Annotated in this window: 19 protein-coding genes and 1 other annotated feature (1 of these 20 cut by a window edge); of the genes, 2 read left to right on the top strand and 17 right to left on the bottom strand. The window is 43.6% G+C overall.

Features of this window, described 5'->3' with window-relative positions; all coding sequences use genetic code 11:
- Window positions 1-67 precede the first annotated feature (67 nt).
- From ACQCT5_RS08310 to ACQCT5_RS08295, 4 genes are all read right to left on the bottom strand, one after another.
- Window positions 68-1,204 carry a bifunctional cystathionine gamma-lyase/homocysteine desulfhydrase gene (locus ACQCT5_RS08310; RefSeq protein WP_499640826.1) on the bottom strand — a complete coding sequence of 379 codons (1,137 nt, stop codon included), beginning with the start codon at window positions 1,202-1,204 and terminating at the stop codon, window positions 68-70.
- Window position 1,205: 1 nt separating this feature from the next.
- Window positions 1,206-2,129: a PLP-dependent cysteine synthase family protein gene (locus tag ACQCT5_RS08305; protein WP_499640824.1), complete on the bottom strand. Its 924-nt coding sequence runs from the start codon at window positions 2,127-2,129 to the stop codon at window positions 1,206-1,208.
- Window positions 2,130-2,157: 28 nt separating this feature from the next.
- The gene (gene mtnN, locus ACQCT5_RS08300; protein WP_499641173.1) at window positions 2,158-2,859 is read right to left on the bottom strand and encodes a 5'-methylthioadenosine/S-adenosylhomocysteine nucleosidase; all 702 of its coding nucleotides are present in this window, start codon (window positions 2,857-2,859) and stop codon (window positions 2,158-2,160) included.
- A 93-nt stretch (window positions 2,860-2,952) separates the two neighbouring features.
- Complete coding sequence (locus ACQCT5_RS08295) at window positions 2,953-3,594, bottom strand: class I SAM-dependent DNA methyltransferase (protein ID WP_499640822.1); 642 nt, start codon at window positions 3,592-3,594, stop codon at window positions 2,953-2,955.
- 169 nt (window positions 3,595-3,763) lie between these two features.
- On the opposite strand from ACQCT5_RS08295, the gene ACQCT5_RS08290 reads away from it, so the two are divergent.
- Entirely contained in the window at window positions 3,764-3,973 is a 210-nt protein-coding gene (locus tag ACQCT5_RS08290; protein WP_499640820.1) for a DUF2536 family protein, read from the top strand.
- Between the two features lie 38 nt (window positions 3,974-4,011).
- Here the strand turns inward: ACQCT5_RS08290 and ACQCT5_RS08285 are convergent, their stop codons facing one another.
- The 9 genes from ACQCT5_RS08285 to mltG all read right to left on the bottom strand — a co-directional run bounded on the left by ACQCT5_RS08285 (window position 4,012) and on the right by mltG (window position 13,612).
- Window positions 4,012-4,989, bottom strand: coding sequence for a nuclease-related domain-containing protein (locus ACQCT5_RS08285; RefSeq protein WP_499640818.1), 978 nt, complete (start codon window positions 4,987-4,989; stop codon window positions 4,012-4,014).
- A gap of 322 nt (window positions 4,990-5,311) precedes the next feature.
- Complete coding sequence (locus ACQCT5_RS08280) at window positions 5,312-6,034, bottom strand: YrrS family protein (protein WP_499640816.1); 723 nt, start codon at window positions 6,032-6,034, stop codon at window positions 5,312-5,314.
- A gap of 94 nt (window positions 6,035-6,128) precedes the next feature.
- Window positions 6,129-7,922, bottom strand: coding sequence for a peptidoglycan D,D-transpeptidase FtsI family protein (locus ACQCT5_RS08275; RefSeq protein WP_499640814.1), 1,794 nt, complete (start codon window positions 7,920-7,922; stop codon window positions 6,129-6,131).
- 60 nt (window positions 7,923-7,982) lie between these two features.
- Window positions 7,983-8,456 carry a transcription elongation factor GreA gene (greA, locus tag ACQCT5_RS08270; protein WP_499640812.1) on the bottom strand — a complete coding sequence of 158 codons (474 nt, stop codon included), beginning with the start codon at window positions 8,454-8,456 and terminating at the stop codon, window positions 7,983-7,985.
- Between the two features lie 132 nt (window positions 8,457-8,588).
- On the bottom strand, window positions 8,589-9,224 hold the full coding sequence (gene udk, locus ACQCT5_RS08265) for a uridine kinase (protein WP_499640810.1): 636 nt from the start codon (window positions 9,222-9,224) through the stop codon (window positions 8,589-8,591).
- 4 nt (window positions 9,225-9,228) lie between these two features.
- Window positions 9,229-10,500: a peptidase U32 family protein gene (locus ACQCT5_RS08260; RefSeq protein WP_499640808.1), complete on the bottom strand. Its 1,272-nt coding sequence runs from the start codon at window positions 10,498-10,500 to the stop codon at window positions 9,229-9,231.
- 213 nt (window positions 10,501-10,713) lie between these two features.
- Window positions 10,714-11,640: a peptidase U32 family protein gene (locus tag ACQCT5_RS08255; RefSeq protein WP_499640806.1), complete on the bottom strand. Its 927-nt coding sequence runs from the start codon at window positions 11,638-11,640 to the stop codon at window positions 10,714-10,716.
- Complete coding sequence (locus ACQCT5_RS08250) at window positions 11,637-12,341, bottom strand: O-methyltransferase (protein ID WP_499641171.1); 705 nt, start codon at window positions 12,339-12,341, stop codon at window positions 11,637-11,639. Before ACQCT5_RS08250 ends, ACQCT5_RS08255 begins: the two co-directional genes overlap by 4 nt.
- Window positions 12,342-12,487: 146 nt before the next feature.
- A complete protein-coding gene (mltG, locus tag ACQCT5_RS08245) occupies window positions 12,488-13,612 on the bottom strand; it encodes an endolytic transglycosylase MltG (protein WP_499640804.1) in 1,125 nt (374 codons plus the stop codon).
- Between the two features lie 314 nt (window positions 13,613-13,926).
- Between mltG and ACQCT5_RS08240 the strand changes: the two genes are divergently transcribed.
- Window positions 13,927-14,379 (top strand): Rrf2 family transcriptional regulator, encoded by a 453-nt coding sequence (locus ACQCT5_RS08240; protein ID WP_499640802.1) that lies wholly within the window; start codon window positions 13,927-13,929, stop codon window positions 14,377-14,379.
- Between the two features lie 54 nt (window positions 14,380-14,433).
- On the opposite strand, the gene ACQCT5_RS08235 is transcribed toward ACQCT5_RS08240, so the two are convergent.
- The 4 genes from ACQCT5_RS08235 to alaS all read right to left on the bottom strand — a co-directional run bounded on the left by ACQCT5_RS08235 (window position 14,434) and on the right by alaS (window position 18,131).
- On the bottom strand, window positions 14,434-14,718 hold the full coding sequence (locus tag ACQCT5_RS08235) for a DUF1292 domain-containing protein (RefSeq protein WP_499640800.1): 285 nt from the start codon (window positions 14,716-14,718) through the stop codon (window positions 14,434-14,436).
- Window positions 14,719-14,734: 16 nt separating this feature from the next.
- Window positions 14,735-15,151 (bottom strand): Holliday junction resolvase RuvX, encoded by a 417-nt coding sequence (ruvX, locus tag ACQCT5_RS08230; protein ID WP_499640798.1) that lies wholly within the window; start codon window positions 15,149-15,151, stop codon window positions 14,735-14,737.
- A 3-nt stretch (window positions 15,152-15,154) separates the two neighbouring features.
- A complete protein-coding gene (locus ACQCT5_RS08225; RefSeq protein WP_499640796.1) occupies window positions 15,155-15,421 on the bottom strand; it encodes an IreB family regulatory phosphoprotein in 267 nt (88 codons plus the stop codon).
- 76 nt (window positions 15,422-15,497) lie between these two features.
- The gene (gene alaS, locus ACQCT5_RS08220) at window positions 15,498-18,131 is read right to left on the bottom strand and encodes an alanine--tRNA ligase (protein WP_499640794.1); all 2,634 of its coding nucleotides are present in this window, start codon (window positions 18,129-18,131) and stop codon (window positions 15,498-15,500) included.
- A 54-nt stretch (window positions 18,132-18,185) separates the two neighbouring features.
- Window positions 18,186-18,306, bottom strand: a binding site (T-box leader); it runs 92 nt beyond the window's last position.

Genomic DNA, 18,306 nt, shown 5'->3' with positions numbered 1-18,306 from the left:
CGGATAGCGAATAAAAAATTCGGACAAAAAAAACTCCAAAAGCACAAGGCTTCAGGAGGTTTACTCGTTAATATTCAATTGCTTGTTTCAAGTCCGCAATCAGATCATCCACATCTTCAATACCAACGGAGATGCGCACCAATCCATCCGTAATACCAAGTTCTGCACGACGGTCAGCCGGAATGGATGCATGCGTCATACGAGCAGGCACGGAAATCAGACTTTCAACCGCACCTAAGCTTTCAGCAAGCGTGAAGTATTTTATTTTCGCCAATAGTTGATCCGCTTTTTCTGCACTTCCGATATCAAATGATACCATACCGCCGAATCCGCCAGCCTGCTGCTTGGCAATGTCATGGTTCGGATGGTCATCAAGTCCTGGATAGTAAACTTTTCCTACTAACGGATGACTCTCAAGGAAGTCCACGATGCGGCGCGTATTCTTCTCTGTTGCTTCCATACGCAAGCCAAGTGTCTTGATTCCACGCATCAGTAGCCAGGAATCCTGCGGCCCAAGCACTCCACCTGTAGAGTTCTGTACAAAGTGAAGTTCCACGGCAAGCTTTTCGGAATTCACGACAACTAGCCCTGCCACTACATCACTGTGTCCGCCGATATACTTTGTCGCACTGTGCAACACAATGTCAGCTCCAAGATTGATCGGATTCTGCCAATAAGGCGTACTGAAAGTATTGTCCACAATCGTTAAAAGGTTATGTCTCTTAGCAAGCAGACTCGCTTTTTGGATATCCGTGATTTTCAGAAGCGGATTCGTTGGCGTCTCAATGAAAATAGCTTTAGTATTTTCCTGGATCGCCGCTTCGATGGTTTCCATTTTGCTTGTATCTACAAAGGTCGACTCTATTCCCACACGGTTCAATACCTTTGTCATGACGCGGTAGGTTCCACCGTAAACATCATCTGTCAGTACAACGTGATCGCCGCTGTTGAACAGCATCATCACAGCCGTAATCGCAGCCATACCAGATCCGAAAGCAAAACCTGCTTTTCCGTTCTCCAGGTCCTTGATCAGCTCCTCCAATGCAAAGCGGGTAGGGTTTCCAGTTCTCGAATATTCGTACCCTTTGAACACACCAACACTTTCTTGCTTGTATGTGCTCACTTGATAGATAGGTGTTGAAACAGCCCCTGTATGCGGGTCACCAAAAATTCCGCCATGTATAAGCTTTGTTTTCTTATTCAAGTCAAATTCCTCCTTCATAAATCTTCTTGCTTAAGTACCGCTCGCTGCTGTCAGCAAAAATTATGACGATATTTGTACCGGATTTCGCTAACTTCGCTTCTTCCAATGCAGCATGAAGCGCTGCACCTGACGAACTTCCCACTAACAGCCCCTCTTTTACCGCTAGCTCCTTCACACGATCAAAGGCATCTACATCCAAAATCGTATGAATCCCATCAAAATACGTTTCATCCATATATCCAGGCAAGAATTCCATACCGATTCCTTCCGTCTTATGCGGACCGGATTCGCCACCATTCAGGATCGATCCCTCCGGTTCCACAATCACCGTTTTCACAGCAGGATTCTTTTCTTTTAAAAATTTTGCGGTACCCATAAAGGTACCTCCTGTCCCGGCACCTGCCACAAAAACATCGACCTTGCCAGCCAACTGCTCCCAAAGCTCAGGACCAAGCGTCTTGTAATAGGTGTCAGGATTGGCAGGATTTCCGAACTGCTGAGGACAATAGGAATTGGGAATCTGCTCATTCAATTCCTTCGCTTTTGCAATGGCGCCCTTCATTCCAAGCTCTGTCGGAGTGTTGATCACTTCCGCTCCAAGCGCCCTCATCAGGTCCTGCTTTTCCATGCTGAACTTTTCAGGAACACAGACCTTCACTTTAAAACTGGTCCCTACAGCCGCAAGAGCCAATCCGATTCCTGTATTCCCGGCGGTAGGTTCAATGATCGTACCGCCTTCCTTCAGCTTCCCCTTTTTAACCGCATCATCAATCAATTCTATTCCAAGCCGATCCTTGATGCTTCCTCCTGGATTGTAGAACTCCAATTTGGCAAAAAGACGGACACCCTCCGGCAATGAGAAGCTGGTAAGTTCAACCACCGGGGTGTTCCCAATTAGTTCTTGCACATTTTTATAGACGTTCATATAAGTTTTCCCCTTCACGTAATGCTGATTATGCTTTTTTCAGCTCGTTCAGCATATTCTCAATCAGCATGGATGAATGCAGCGCAGCTTTGCTCAAAAACTGGTCAAAGCTGATATTGGATTCTTTACCTGCAATATCAGATAATGCACGAATGACCACAAACGGAACCTTAAATGAATGACATACCTGTGCAATCGCAGCTGCTTCCATTTCCGCAGCCTGCAAGTCAGGCATCTTTTCACGTACTGCCTCTACTCTGACTGGATCGTTCATAAAAGAATCCCCAGTTGCAATCAGGCCTTCCACTACCTGCATACCTGACACATGAACCGCTGCAGACTTCGCCACCTCAATCAGCTTGGCATCCGCTTCAAACGCAGCCGGCAGACCCGGAACCTGACCATATTCATATCCGAATGCTGTCACGTCCACGTCATGATGACGAACCTCTGTGGAGATTACAACATCACCTACGTTCAGTTGTGGCGAAAAACCTCCAGCGGATCCTGTATTGATGACAATTTCAGGTTGAAATCTTTCCAGTAGCAATGCCGTACTTAAAGCAGCATTCACTTTACCGATTCCAGATTTGGAAAGCACAACGTCTACCGCATTCAATGTCCCGCTGTAGTACTCACAACCCGCCACCGTCGTTGTTTCCATTCCTTCTATTTTTTCACGCATGATGGTTACTTCTTCTTCCATTGCTCCGATGATTGCCACTTTCATTGCTGTTTCCCTCTTTTCATAGAAATTAGCCATTTCCGAGCCGTCTGCACCTACTTCTATGAAAAGAAAGAAGCTGTCGCCGGTCGTCCATTGCTATTGCTTGATTGCTTCCATTACCCAGACAAAATGGTTAAAACGCTGAAACTCCACAGTAAATCCGTGTTTATTGAAGATTTCCTGCAACACTTCCACCGTTGTATAATACTCTGATTTCAAATCTTTCGCCAAGTTTAAAAACTCATGCTTTTCTGCCTGATCAATCGTTGCATTGTAAGCGTCCTTATTTTCGAACACTGTATCAGCAAATACTATTTTACCACCTTTATCAAGTAAGTTTCCATAGTGCTGTACCGCTTCTTCTTTTTCAACATCTGTAAGATGATGAAATGCATAAGTGCTGACAATTGACTGAATCTTCTCAGGTGGAGCAGGGAAGTTCAAAAAGTCCCCATCCTGGAGTTTTATACCAGCCGGCAGCTTCTCAGCAGCCTTTTCACGCATCGTCTCTGACGGTTCCACTCCATATACGGTGAAGCCTTTATTTAGAAGTGCATTCGTCAAGTTTCCAGTCCCTACACCGAATTCCAGGACCGGACCTATCGCTTTGGAAGCTACATCCTCCAAAATATCCTCATACCCTCTGAAAACCTCTGCATATTCCTTATCCGTTCCACTGACCGTTGCATCATAATAACTTGCCCAATCATTAAACAACTCAACAAATTCTCTACCCATGATCTCATCACTCCGCATAAATTTATATATTATATAATTCCTATAAGTATAGTATGAATTAAAAAAATTACTGTTCTTAATCTAACATATTTCCCTATTTTCATCAACGGAATTGTTTGGTACGATGGGAGGACAAAACAGTTATTTTACATAAGGTGGATGATATATCATGAATTTGGAATTTAAACTGATTGAAGATAAAGTGGAGTTTTTTGAAGCGCTTGACATCAAGGAATTGGAAAAAAAGATCAATGAAAAGATCGATCAGAACCGAGCTATCATGCTTGGCGTCCATTCTGTATCACATCAAATGCATGTGGATGGGGATGGCAGGCGTTTTTATAGTGCCGTTGTGCATTTTCGTATGGTCGGGAAGTAAATGGGAGCTGTTTGTTTGGGCATTGCAGGATGGGATGCTTAGATGAGCAGCTTGTTGTTTTTTATTAGGAGGTATCTTCTGTTTCTTGTCGTCCCCGAAATCGGGAAATTCTGAGAGGAAAGTATCTTCGCAGCCACAGAGCGGGAGTTCAGTTGAAGAAAAGACCTTAATTCCTTGTTGGAGATTGTATCACCCATTAAAAGAGCATAGTCATGGATTGCATGTAAATGTGCTGTAGCACTGGAAAATTGACATTGCGTGCAGAACCAGTATTTACGTGCTTTTTTCATAGGGATCCTTTTACAAGAAGGACACTGAACACCTTTTTCGATCTCAAAAGGTTCAATTTTCAGTTGGATTAATGGTGAGGTTGATAGGGGTGTATCTTGTTTTAGGATAAGTTTAGACAGTCTTTTTAAATCTTTGTCCGTGAAGACCTTGCCTGAGTACTTTTTTTCAAATGAGCTTGTCAAGTTGGGGATATTAGAATGTCTGGAAACTTTCTCATACACATATTTATCTGCGTTAATCAATCTGGCATGATTATTCGCGATTATTACTTGATATTCTATTGGCATTGTCGGGAAGTTATGTTTGGAAAGCCAATCATGTAATTGCGCCCTCTGTCTCTTCGCCTGTGTTATTGGGCATTCCATTCTATCCACTTTGTTTTCATAGGACCGGATCAATTGGTTTTGCTTATAGGAGAACTCCAAATCGCCGATAATGTTTTTAATTTCGAGAATCAAATAGTACCATGGAGTGACCAACAGCGTGTCGATTTGAAAAAATCTACCTAATGAATCTTTCAACCGTATACCATTAAAAATATGATATTCATTCATTGATAAAAAGCTTAAATAATAATCAACTGCCACTTCCCCACGATATCCTGCCTGATGTTTCAGAAATTCACTTGATGCCAATCGATATTTAGGATTATTCTCAGATAGACGAGCCATCATTCTCTCTAATTTTAATAGATACAATGATTTTTCGCGTTTTTTATATATCATACATTCCCTCCTTTTCTGGTTACCAATAATTTCGACAAGCATAGACAAATTCCTCCCTATTTAGATTCGATTTTTTTGGAATGCTGATATGAATTATTTTGTTATCGGTCCAAAATGTAACTTTATCGATCCGTTTTGATGGGTTATCGAGCGGAAACAGGGACTAAACGGTCCAAAATCAATAGTTTACGATCCAAAACACCATATTAAAGGTCCAATTACCTTTTTATACCAAAAAATACTTTATAAATGACCTATTTCACAAACCAAAAAAACAGACCCACCCATATCAGGCAGATCTGCTCTTTCAAACATATTCAACTTACAACGACTTTACCTGTTCCACTTTCGTCGGCTTCCATCCTTTGCCGGTTACCCATTCCAGGTAGACCTTGAAGTTTTCGCCTGAGGCTTTGTTTTTGATGGATGCGACGGAGTGGTGTTCACTACCGCCGTTCCCTAAAAAGTATAGGGTATAGTCGCCACTTGCAAGGCCTGTTGCTGCAGAGACGGCTTTAAGCTTTTCATCCCAGTCCACATGACCTTCCTGATAAACAGATGTGTGCGGTTCTGATTGGGATGTTCCGACAGGCCCCCAGCCAGGGTTTGTCATCGTTTTGATGACATTCGGATCATCGGAGTTCTCAGAAACCTCTGTTTCACTATCTTCATTTTCCTTATTTTCATCTGAGTCTTCTTCAGACTCTTCTTCGTCTGCTGGTTTTTCATCTTCTGCCGGTTTTTCTTCGTCTTCAGGCTTGGAATCGGATTCCTCTTCATTCTCTACTGCTGCATCCTCTTCCTCTTCAGAAGTGGATTTTTCTTCTCCCTCAGCAGCCTTTTCATCATTCTTCTCAGCAGTATCATTCAGTTCTTGTTCGTTTGTGCTTACCTGCTTGTCGTCAGATTTTCCAAAGAACAACTGAGTGCCCAGGAAGATAATGAAAATGAATACAAGACCAATCAGCACATTTAATACGAGATTGCTTTTTTTGCGCTTTGTCGTTCGGCCATAACGTGAGCCATCTCTATGATTTAAAGACAATCCAAGTCCCTCCTATGCAAAGCAGTTATTAGTATAATTACAATAGTTAATTGTAACACCATTGGGCCTGCTTGCACAGTGAAAAGGATTGGCATTATCTTTCTAGCATTTCCCAGTCGTGTATGCCTTTGACGACATCATAGTAGACACTTGATACATTGTTTTCGTATACCACATCAAGTTCCACCACAACCATTGCATACTTTGGATTTTGAAAAGGGAAGTATCCTGCAAACCAACGATTCAGGAGTTCATCGCCGCTTTCCAACTTCTTGCCTGTTTGCGCAGTACCGCTTTTGCCGGCAACTTCGTATGGAAGATCCCGAAAACGCCAGCCTGTCCCTTTTTCATTCACAACCACTTCCCTAAGTAAGTGCTGCAGCTGCATGACGGTGTATTTGGAAAGCCGCTCCTCCTGATCCATGTCCTGATCAGGAAAGGAATAGAGTGTGGCACCATTTTTATAGACAATATCACTGACCAGCATCACTTCTTCTGCCCGGCCGCCTCTAGCGATGGTTGCCATCATGTTGGCTACAGCAAGGGGTGTGACACGGACTTCCTTCTGTCCGATGGAGGTTTGGGCGACTGCCAGACTCACATTCTTGTCTTTTTCGTCATGCCACACCACACCCTTCTCTTCGGCCGGAATCTGTAAGAAGCTATCGAAATGGAACACATCACCGCTCCATCCAACTTTGGAGGACAGTCCGAGCATTTTGGCGTAGGCATCGATGGAATCGGGATTTCCCTCCACCAACTGCTTCCCAATCTCGCCAAATGTATGGTTACAGCTTGAAGCAAAGCTGTCCTCAAAATTCAACACACCTTTTCGCTCTTTCTCTTCCACTAAAAGCTTGCCTTGGATATCCAAATCGCAGTTAAAGGTGGACTGGTCATTCACGATGTTCTCCTCAATAGCCCCTGCAGCAATGACAGTTTTAAAAACTGAACCTGGAAAATGGCGTTCGAGCATCACATTTTTCGCACCTTCATCATCGAAAGGGGCACCGGGATTTAAGGCTGGCCGTGAAGCCATGGCAAGGATTTCATTCTTTTCAATGTCCAATAGGACGAGCCCGCCTTTTTTCACCTGATGGTCATTCAGGATCCGTTCCGCCATCTGCTGAAGGTCCTTGTCTAACGTTGTTTTGACGGAAACAGGGTGATATGGGTTCGATGGTCCCGTATAACGGACATCTATTCCAAACAGCGGTCCACCGAAACGATCCACATGGTACAAAAGCTTCGTTTCCCCTTCTGGTAACAGAAACTCATCAAATGCGTGTTCCAGTCCTGTAATACCGATTGGCGTCGTCGGAGAGTAATTCTCTTTCGCCACTTTCTCCTTATACCGCTTCAAAAATTCATCCTCATTTTCTCCCGTCATCCCGATCACCTGCTGCGCGACCTGGTCCTCCAGCTTGAACTGGCGATATAGCGCGACAACTCCTGGATAGTCTAGGTCATTGATTTTTTTCATCTGCTCCTCGTCTAGCTTGATGGGACCTTGGAATTCAGATACGACAACTGGCTTTTCCGCTCCTTCCAATAGTCTATCAAGGCCCGATACTGACATCCCAAGAATGGAGGCGAGCTCCTCCTTCGGCCAATCCAGCCCATTTAAAAACGGAAAAAGAATCAGGCTTGGATAGTAGTCATGGGTGAGGGGATTGCCGTGACGGTCAATGAACCGGCCTCGCCCTTCATCTATGATCATGGATTGTGTGCGCTGTTTGACGCTTGCCTCTATCAGATTGATCCGGGAGTCGGAGAATGATTCCGTGCTGACCAGCTGTATCTGTACAAGCCTCCCGACAAGTCCTATAAAAATCAGTATAATTGCAATTCCGAGCTTTCCTATTCGCCCTCTGATTAAACGTTGCATATAAAAACACCTCGTCAACAGTTTGGACGAGGTGTTCATTATTTAACCTTATACAGGTTATTATTTTATCGTTACGATTTTCACGTTCATTTCTCCGCCTGGAGTTTGGATCGCTACTTCGTCCCCGACTCTTTTGCCCATAAGTGAGCTTCCCATTGGAGATTCGTTGGAGATGTTTCCTTCGAAAGGATCTGCTTCTGCACTACCTACGATGGTGTAAGTTTCTTCATCACCATTAGGGAGCTCCTTGAATGTCACTGTTTTACCCAGGGCGACTGCATCAGTATGTTTGTCTTCCTGGATGATTTTTGCATTACGGACCATTTGCTCTAAAAGTGTGATACGACCTTCCACAAATGCTTGCTCTTCTTTTGCGGAATCATACTCGGAGTTCTCGGATAGGTCTCCGAAGCTGCGCGCGATCTTGATGCGCTCTACCACTTCTTTGCGTCGTACGCTTTTCAGATTATCGAGTTCCTGCTCAAGCTTCTCTTTCCCTGCTTGAGTCATTGGATATATTTTCTCTTTTGCCATGACTAATCACTCCTTCTAGTAATTGCATTCCCCAATTCCTTTTATGTAAATGTGGAAAAAGATGTACCCATCAAATGGAATACATCGACGTTCTATCCACAATTGGAAAATTCTCTAACTTCTCATATGTTATTACAAAATGTCCTTTTGTTCAAGAATTGTTTGAATTTTTGTTACCATTAAATCGATGGCAACATGATTTTGGCCGCCTTCAGGGATGATAATGTCGGCATATCGCTTCGTCGGTTCAATGAATTGATTATGCATCGGGCGCACAACGGTCACATACTGCTCAATGACCGAATCAATCGTGCGTCCTCTCTCCTTTATGTCCCGGAGCATTCGGCGGATGATGCGGATATCGGCATCCGTATCCACAAAAAGCTTGATATCCATTAAGTTACGCAAACGCTCGTCTTCTAATACCAAAATTCCTTCTACAATGATAACTTCCTTCGGCTCGACCTCGACCACCTGGGAGGATCTTGTGTGAAGGGTATAATCATAGACCGGCTTGTTGACTGAATCGTAGCTTAATAAACTCTGTATATGCTGAATCAGCAGATCATTATCAAACGCAAGCGGGTGATCGTAGTTCGTTTTTAATCGTTCTTCAAAAGCTACATCAGCCTGATCCTTGTAATAGTAATCCTGTTCGAGCATTAAGATTGATTTCTCTGTAAAATGATCAAATATTGCTTTAGTAACACTCGTCTTACCCGAGCCTGATCCACCAGCTACACCGATCACGATTGGTCTTTTACCCATCCTGTTACTGCCCCTTTCGCATCATGTTGTTTGGATAGATCGGCTTTTCGACTTTGAATTTCACAATTTGCAATGGATGGCGTGCAGCATCGAGCTCCCTACCGTCCTCGTCCCAAATCTTCTCTATCTTTTGTTTGAAGTTTTCAATTTCAGGTCCAAAGAATTCCACTTCTTCCCCTGGCTTGAAAAAGTTTCGTTGCTGCAAGGTAACCATCTGTGTAACTGCATCATAATCAAGCACTAATCCTACGAAATCAAAGGTTGTCTTCTTGCTATGGTTACCAAACATCTGCTCCTTATACCCGGGCACGCCTTCAAAAAATGCTGTAGCCGTTTCACGGTTCGCACACTTATCGAGCTCTTCTAGCCATTCTGGTTGAATCACAAAGTTTTCAGGATCCGCACAGTATGCATCAATGACTTTGCGGTATACACTTACTACTGTTGCAACGTAATGGATGGATTTCATACGGCCTTCGATTTTCAAGCTGTCAATGCCAAGCTCGATCATCTTTGGAATCGATTCAATTAGCTTCAGATCTTTTGGACTCATGGCAAATGCTGCATCATTTTCCGCAAAAAGTGCCTGTTCCTTACCATCATTCAATTCATATAGGTCATAGTCCCAACGACAGGACTGACAGCAGCCCCCACGGTTGGAGTCACGCGCGGTCATATGGTTACTTAGCGTACAGCGACCCGAATAGGCGATACACATCGCACCATGTATGAAAGACTCGATCTCGATGTCCACCTTTTCTTTCATTTCACGGATTTCCTCTGCACTTGTTTCACGTGCAAGTACGACACGCTCCAGCCCCTCTTCCTTCCAGAACTGGACTGCCTTCCAGTTTGACAAGGATTGCTGCGTACTTAAATGCACCTCAAGCTTAGGTGCCACACGACGGCAGGTTTCAATGATCAATGGGTCTGCAACGATGATTCCGTGAACCCCTGCGTTCTCCAGACCGATTAAATACTCATCCAGTCCATCAATATTTTCATTGTGTGCGAAAATATTGGTTGTTACATAGATTCTAGCGCCATATTTTTCTGCGAATTGAACACCTTCCGCCATCTCTTCGTGTGAAAAGTTACCTGCATTGGAACGCAGGCCGTATTCCTGGCCACCGATAAACACTGCATCTGCGCCATAATGCACTGCAATTTTAAGCTTTTCCAGATTGCCGGCAGGAGCAAGAAGCTCAGGCTTTCTCACAATCACACGTTTGCCGTCTACGATTTTTGAAATCTTATCATTCACATAAGTTGTCATCCTGTTGCCTCCTTTTCTGCTTAATGGCTGTTTTCGCATGAATAGTTGCTTTTGACGTATCCAACTTAAACACGTAATATTATTCACTTTCGTGCTCTTTTCCCGTGTAGTAGATTATTTTCTCTTTGAATTATATGGTGGATAAGTGCTGTAAAAAATCCAAAAGCCGATTTTTCACGGACATAAGCAACAAACTTTACGAAAAGAGCCTTCTTAATAAACCGTCTCTTTAAAGAAAAAGCCTGTATCTAATGGACGATGTTCCTGCTGTTGTTCTTCCAGCTCGGCAAGAAGTTCCTCTTTTACATTTTCATATTCTTCACGGTCATCCACACAAAGATCGATTGCCTTGCGGTAGCGCTTTGTCGCCTCCACGATATACTCCGGAGTCTGCAATACACCATCAATCTTGAAGCTATCAACCTCGGCATCAATCATTTCTTCAAGCTCATCGATGATGCACATGTCATTCGGACTCATGATGTGCGTGCCATTTTCATCTTCAAAAATAGGATACTTATTGTTTCGTTCATTATCATGCAGGATCATCGCTTTATCTTGCGCCTTTTCAACTTCCATGGATTTCCCTTGGTATTCGAAATAGTGGCCGATCAGCGAACGTTTTGATTGGAACATACAGGTCATACCATGCACCTGTACTTCTATTTCCACTTCAGCATTCTCCTTCATTTCTACAATGGCATCCATATTTAGTTCCCTTGCCAACACTGCCCGTTTTGCACCTTTTCGGCCCCAGTAGTTGCAGGTGTAGTAGTTGGTTGCAGTCGTTTCGGTGTTCCAGTGCAGCTTCAAGGACGGTGCTGCTTCCCTTGCAGCCATCAGTACAGCCGGGTCACCAAAAATGACAGCATCTGCTTTTGCTTGCTCAAGGAAGGATAAATAGTCGGATAACTCGTCCACCTTTTCATTATGAAAAAGTGCGTTCATCGCCACATAAACCTTTTTGTTCTGTGCATGAGCCAGTTCAATGGCCAGAGCAACCTGGGAACGGTCAAACTCTCCTGCAAGTCGCAGACCATATCGTTGTTCACCGATGACGAAAGCATCCGCTCCCGCTTCCAGTAGGTCACGCATGTTCTCAATGTCTTTTGGAGTTACTAACAGTTCAGGTTTTTTCATCGTTTTTCACCTCTTCGTTTACTAATGGCAATTCCGTCTCCAACAGGCAGAATCGATGTCACATAGTCGGGATGATTCATCAGCCATTTATTGAAATGATCAATTTTTTTCACCAGATTCCTAATGCGCTTCGGCTCGACCGTATCATACGCTTCTGCAACCAGACCTTTAAATAAAACATTGTCTGTAATGATGACCCCGTTTTCGGCTAACAGAGGCTCATACATCGTAAAGAACTTCTCATACTGGCCTTTGGCAGCATCAATAAAAATGAAGTCATACGGACCTTCTTTTTCGATAAGTTCAAAAACTTCCAGTGCGTCCCCGAAAACAAGCTGAATGTTTTCTGTAAGACCTGTTTCTTTTATATGTTCCTCTGCTTGCTTGTATCTGACTTCATCTCGTTCAATGGTTACAACCTTTGCGTCTGGCAGGGCTGTGGCCATTCGAATGGAGGAATATCCAATTGCTGCCCCTATTTCTAGAATTCTTTTTGGGCTTGAGAGTCTCAGAAGCTGCAATAATGTTTCCATACCTACCAAATCCATAATCGGAACATTCTCTTTTTCTGCTAGCTTTTCCATTTTTGTAATGGCTTCATCTCTAGGTGGGATAAGTGAATCCAGATAGGAGACAATTTTATCATGATTAATTCCCAAGTGTGGTCCTCCCTTCACTTGATCATATATAGTCAATAGCATTTCTGACACAAGAAAATAGAGTTCACCCCTGTTTGAGGAACTCTTGTGTGTGAGAAAGCTTCTTCTTTTAAACAACTCGATATATTTTATCATAAAAATAATGGGAATGCGAATTAATTTCGCATTCCCATCACTTTCATATACAGTTAGTTATTCGTGATATATTTGGCTTTATCGATGTTATGTTCTTCCAATGTTTCATTGAACAGCACTTCGCCATCAGGTGTTGCCAGGAAGTAGAAGAACTCGGATTCGGCCGGCTTCAATGCGGCATCAATGGATGAGGCACCTGCATTGGCAATCGGTCCAGGTGGCATCCCTGTATTCAGATAAGTGTTATAAGGTGAATCCACTTCCAAATGTTCATATAGGGTCCGATCCTTATGCTCCCCAAGGGCATATAGGACGGTGGGATCCGTTTGAAGAGCCATATCGATCTCCAGACGATTGTAGAACACACTGGCAATAAATTCACGATCTTTCTGATTGGTTGCCTCCGCTTCAATCATGCTTGCCATTGTAAGCAGCTGATGCGGTGTATATTCCTTTTGACGCATAAGATCTTGATATTCAGCGACCACTTCGACTGTTTTTTGCAGCATCGTTTCAATGATCTCCTCTACAGTCGGATCTTCCACATAAAATGGATAGGTAGCCGGGAACAAGTACCCTTCCAGAGGATACTTCACTTCCTCGTTCAAGACTTCCTCGGTCAGGATGGATGGATACTTATCGATCATCTTCTGAACAAACTCAGGATCATTGACGACCTCAAGGAATTCCACTTCTTCAATATTTGTTCTACTTGCAAGGATCGTGGCAATCTGGGTAAGCTGTCGTCCTTCCGGAATGGTAACTTGGAAAACAACCTCCTGCATGACCCTGCCCTGTTTCAACTGACCGATAATTTCATCCAGGGACATGGCTGGACTGAAGGCGTACTCGCCAGCCTGGAATCCTGATTCACTTTTAAATTTTACATAATAGCGAAAAATCTTCGCGTTATGAACAATTCCATTTTCTTCCAGGATTTTCCCGATGGTTGTCGGGGAGGACCCGATTGGTATTTCTATTTGCTTTGTTTCTTTATTTTGTTCATCAACTGGTTTCAAGGCATTTTTTATGTAAAAATATCCGCCGCCAATTACACCGGTTAGGACTAGCATTAGAATGACAAATACGGTAAATACGATGCGGCGAACAATTTTCGCCTCATGGTGCTTCTCTTTTAACTTCTCTTCGATATAGTCTTTACTCTTTTTCTCAGACAAAAAAAGACCCCCTCTCGCACAATTATTAATTATACAACAATTTCATTTAAATTTTGACAAAAATATTTATTCTTTTGGATTTCCGACACTTTTATCGTGCATATTTACCTATTTCATTCGACGGAAACTAGGTCTTTAGAGACAGAAATGCTATTTTTTTTATAGGAGAATCACCTTTAGATTACTGGCAGTCTTCATCCTCTTATCGTTTACTGCACCATTCGCTTTCATACAACAGAGCCCAGCTTTGGGATATACGTTTAACTTTTTATGATAACAGAAAATTTGTGGTAAAATGAAGGTGGAGGGAGATTATGAAATTAACCATGTATACCGACTACTCCTTGCGAGTATTAATATATTTAGCGAGTGTGCCATCTCCGGAAAAACTCGTCCAAATCAAGGATATTGCGGATTCCTACGGCATTTCCAAAAACCATTTGATGAAAGTCATTTTCCATCTGGGGAAATTAGGATACATAGAAACGATCAGGGGCCGAAACGGAGGCCTGAAGCTTGCTACGTCCCCAAAAAGCATCAAAATTGGGGATGTGGTGAGAAATACAGAAGAGGACTTTCATATAGTGGAATGCTTTCAGGAACAGCAAACCTGCATATTGTCACCTGCCTGCAAACTTAAGGGTGCCCTTCATCAGGCCACCCTGGCATTCTTGTCGGTACTGGATCAATATAGTCTAGAGGATCTTGCTTCAAATAAGGAACAGCTGTCCTCCTTGTTATTTGAGCGTCCAGAACCATCCACGTAAAAAAGAGCAAGCCCGGATATCCGGTGCTTGCTCTTTTTAGGTGGTGAGTACGGATTATTCCTCGTCCTCAGCCATGAATGTATTTAGCATTTCTTCAATCATATCCCACTCTTCATCCGTTTCAACCGGTTGAAGTTCGCCTTCTTGGTTTTCTTCGTTTGGCACGAAGCTTGAAGCGTGGATTTCGATATCGTCCTCATCGTCATTTTCCGCTCCAACTGGATAGTAAAGCACGTAAGACTTTCCGAATTCCTCTGATTCAAAAGTAAATAATACCTCACAAAGCTGTTCGTTGCCGTCTTCGTCTACTACTGTAATTTGCTTTTCACCGTGTTCCATTCTATTCACCTCAGGTTTATTGTTGGCTATCCAGGTATCCTTGCAGAATCACTACTGCAGCCATTTTGTCTATTACTTGTTTTCTTTTTTTTCTACTTACGTCAGCAGAGAGCAGTATCCTCTCTGCTGCTACAGTAGAAAGCCTTTCGTCCCAGTAGATGACAGGGAGTCCGGTTTTTGCAGTCAGCATGTCACCATAATGCCGGCTTGCTTCCCCTCGAGGGCCAATGGAACCGTTCATGTTCTTCGGAAGCCCAATGACCACTTTTTCAGGCTTGTATTCAGCAATTATCTGCTTCAACCGCTTAAAGCCGAGGTTCTTTACCGCTTCATCAATTTTTATCGTTTCCAATCCTTGAGCAGTCCATCCCATTTCATCACTGATGGCAACTCCTACCGTTTTGGAACCTACGTCTAAGCCTAAAATGCGCATTTACTACTCCTTGCGATGCTGGTTTAGATAAGACTTCACTAACTCTTCGATTAGCTCGTCCCTCTCAATTTTCCGTATTAATGATCTTGCATCCTTGTGACGTGGAATGTAAGCAGGGTCACCAGAAAGAAGGTAGCCGACAATTTGGTTGATCGGGTTGTACCCTTTCTCTTGTAATGCATCATGTACTGTCGTTAATACTTCATTTACATTTGCTTCCATTGTGTCATCCTGGAAGTTGAACTTCATAGTTTTGTCAAAGGAGCTCATGGTATGCACCTCTCTTTTAGACTTCTTTAATCTGCTTGAAATTGTTACCTTTATTGTACACCAATTTTCTACAATGTTAAACGGATTTTATACATTCTTCCACAGATTGTAGCGCATGGTCGACTTGTTCCGGGTTTTTTCCCCCAGCTTGAGCCATATCAGGACGGCCGCCACCGCCTCCGCCGCAACGGGTAGCCACTTCTTTTACGATTTTCCCGGCATGGTGGCCTTTTTCAATTAAGTCTTTAGTTACACCAGCAGAAATGTTCACTTTTCCATCCTGTACACTTGCAAGTACTATGATAGCAGAACCAAGCTTGGTTTTTAAGTCATCCACCATTGTACGGAGATTGTTCATATCCGTTCCTGCCACTTTACTTACTAGCATGGTCACTCCGTTTACTTGCTTCACTTTGTCAGAAAGACTGGATGCTTCAATGTTTCCAAGCTTAGCAGCAAGGGATTGGTTTTCTCTTTGAAGCTCCTTCATATCAGAAAGAAGGACGTCGATTCTGCTTCCCACTTCTTGAGGCTTCGTTTTCAGTTTGGCCGCAGCATCCTTTAATAGCTGTACCTGATCATTCAATAGACGGTACGCTCCTTCACCTGTCACTGCCTCCATACGGCGTGTTCCTGCACCGATACCGGATTCAGAGACGATTTTGAATAGGCCGATCACAGAGGTGTTCTGTACATGGCATCCACCACAAAGCTCAAGGCTGTAGTCATCCACCTGCACCACACGTACGATGTCCCCATATTTCTCGCCGAATAATGCCATTGCTCCCATCGCTTTTGCTTCTGTAATGGATTTGTTTTCAATGACAACATCCAGATTCGCCCAGATTTTTTCGTTGACGATTCCTTCAATTTTTTCGATTTCCTCCTGCGTTACCTGTCCGAAGTGGGAGAAGTCGAATCGCAGTCGATCTGCCGTTACTTGAGATCCTGCCTGATTGACATGAGTACCCAAAACATCCTTCAGAGCCTGATGCAGGATATGTGTAGCTGTATGGTTTTTGATGATTTGCGCACGGTTGGATGCATGAACTTCCGCTTTTACAGTCTGCTCCCTGTACAGTACACCTTCTTCAACAAGGATAGTGTGTAGGTTCTGGCCGTTTGGAGCTTTTTGAACATCCTTTACAAAGCCTCTTCCACTTTCTCCGGCAATATAACCGTGATCCGCGACCTGTCCACCGCTTTCTGCATAGAACGGCGTTTCTGAAAGGATGATCTGCACTTCATCACCAGCTTCAGCAGAGTCAACAAGCTCCCCATTTTTAACGATAACGGAAATGGTGGATGTAATGGATAACTGATCGTACCCAACAAACGTACTTTGAGAGCGGATTTCACCTAGTACTCCTGATTGAACCTGCATGGAATCCACATCCTGGCGAGCAGAACGGGCACGTTCACGCTGCATTTCCATTTCCTTTTCAAAGCCTGCATGATCCAAGGTCATTCCCTGTTCTTCTACATACTCTTCTGTCAGTTCCACCGGGAATCCGTACGTATCATAAAGACGGAATGCATCTGCTCCGGAAATGACGTTAATGCCTTCTTCCTTCGCCTTTGCAATAACTGTGGAAAGAATAGCAAGACCATCATTCAATGTTTCATGAAAACGCTCTTCCTCCGTCTTGATCACTCGTTGGATAAATTCCTTCTTTTCTTTTACTTCCGGGTAGAAGTCGACCATGATTTCTGCCACAACAGGTACAAGGTCATGCATGAATGGACGGTTGATTCCAAGCTGTTTTGCATAGCGGACCGCTCTTCTTAATAGACGGCGTAATACATAGCCGCGACCCTCATTGGATGGAAGGGCTCCGTCTCCTACAGCGAAAGTTACAGTACGGACATGATCAGCGATTACTTTGAATGCCACATCTTTATCATTCTCGATTCCGTATTTCTCACCTGATACGCTTTCTGTTGCCTGGATGATCGGGATGAACAGGTCAGTATCGAAGTTTGTCGGTACGTCCTGAATAACAGAAACCATACGCTCCAAGCCCATACCTGTATCAATGTTTTTCTTCGGCAGTGGCGTGTAGGTGCCATCAGGATTATGGTTGAACTCGGAGAATACAAGATTCCATATTTCCAGATAACGCTCATTTTCCCCACCAGGATAAAGCTCAGGGTCGTTCTCGTCATTTCCGTAGGATTCCCCGCGGTCATAGAAGATCTCTGTGTTCGGACCACTTGGACCTTCCCCGATATCCCAGAAGTTCCCCTCAAGACGGATGATTCTCTCTGCTGGAATCTCGATTACTTCATTCCAATATCGGTATGCTTCCTCGTCCTCCGGATGGATGGTCACAGAAAGCTTTTCAGGGTCAAAGCCGATCCATTCCTTGCTTGTAAGGAACTCCCATGCCCAGTCGATTGCTTCTTTTTTGAAGTATTCTCCAATGGAAAAGTTCCCTAGCATTTCAAAGAATGTGTGATGGCGAGCTGTTTTCCCTACATTTTCAATATCGTTTGTACGGATTGATTTTTGCGCGTTGCATATGCGTGGGTTTTGCGGAATCACTCTTCCGTCAAAATACTTTTTAAGTGTTGCCACCCCGCTGTTGATCCATAAAAGGGAAGGATCTTCATGGGGAACAAGTGATGCACTTGGCTCTACAGAGTGTCCTTTTTCTTTAAAGAAATCTAAAAACATTTGTCTGACTTGCGCAGAAGTTAAGTGTTTCATTTCGATATATCCTCCTTTTTCTTTTGAAAAAAAACAAAAAACTCCCGTCCCCAAAACAGGGACGAGAGTGTATTCTCGCGGTACCACCCTGATTATGACAGGACTGGCCCATCATCTCTCAGATGCTTTAACGGTGCAAACCGGCAGGATTTTACCCCGCACTCCGGATTAGCTT

It is taken from the genome of Sutcliffiella halmapala (assembly GCF_050107295.1).
GTDB lineage: Bacteria > Bacillota > Bacilli > Bacillales > Bacillaceae_I > Sutcliffiella_A > Sutcliffiella_A halmapala_A.
Note: the sequence above shows the minus strand (reverse complement) of the source record. Positions and strands in the feature narration are given on the sequence as shown.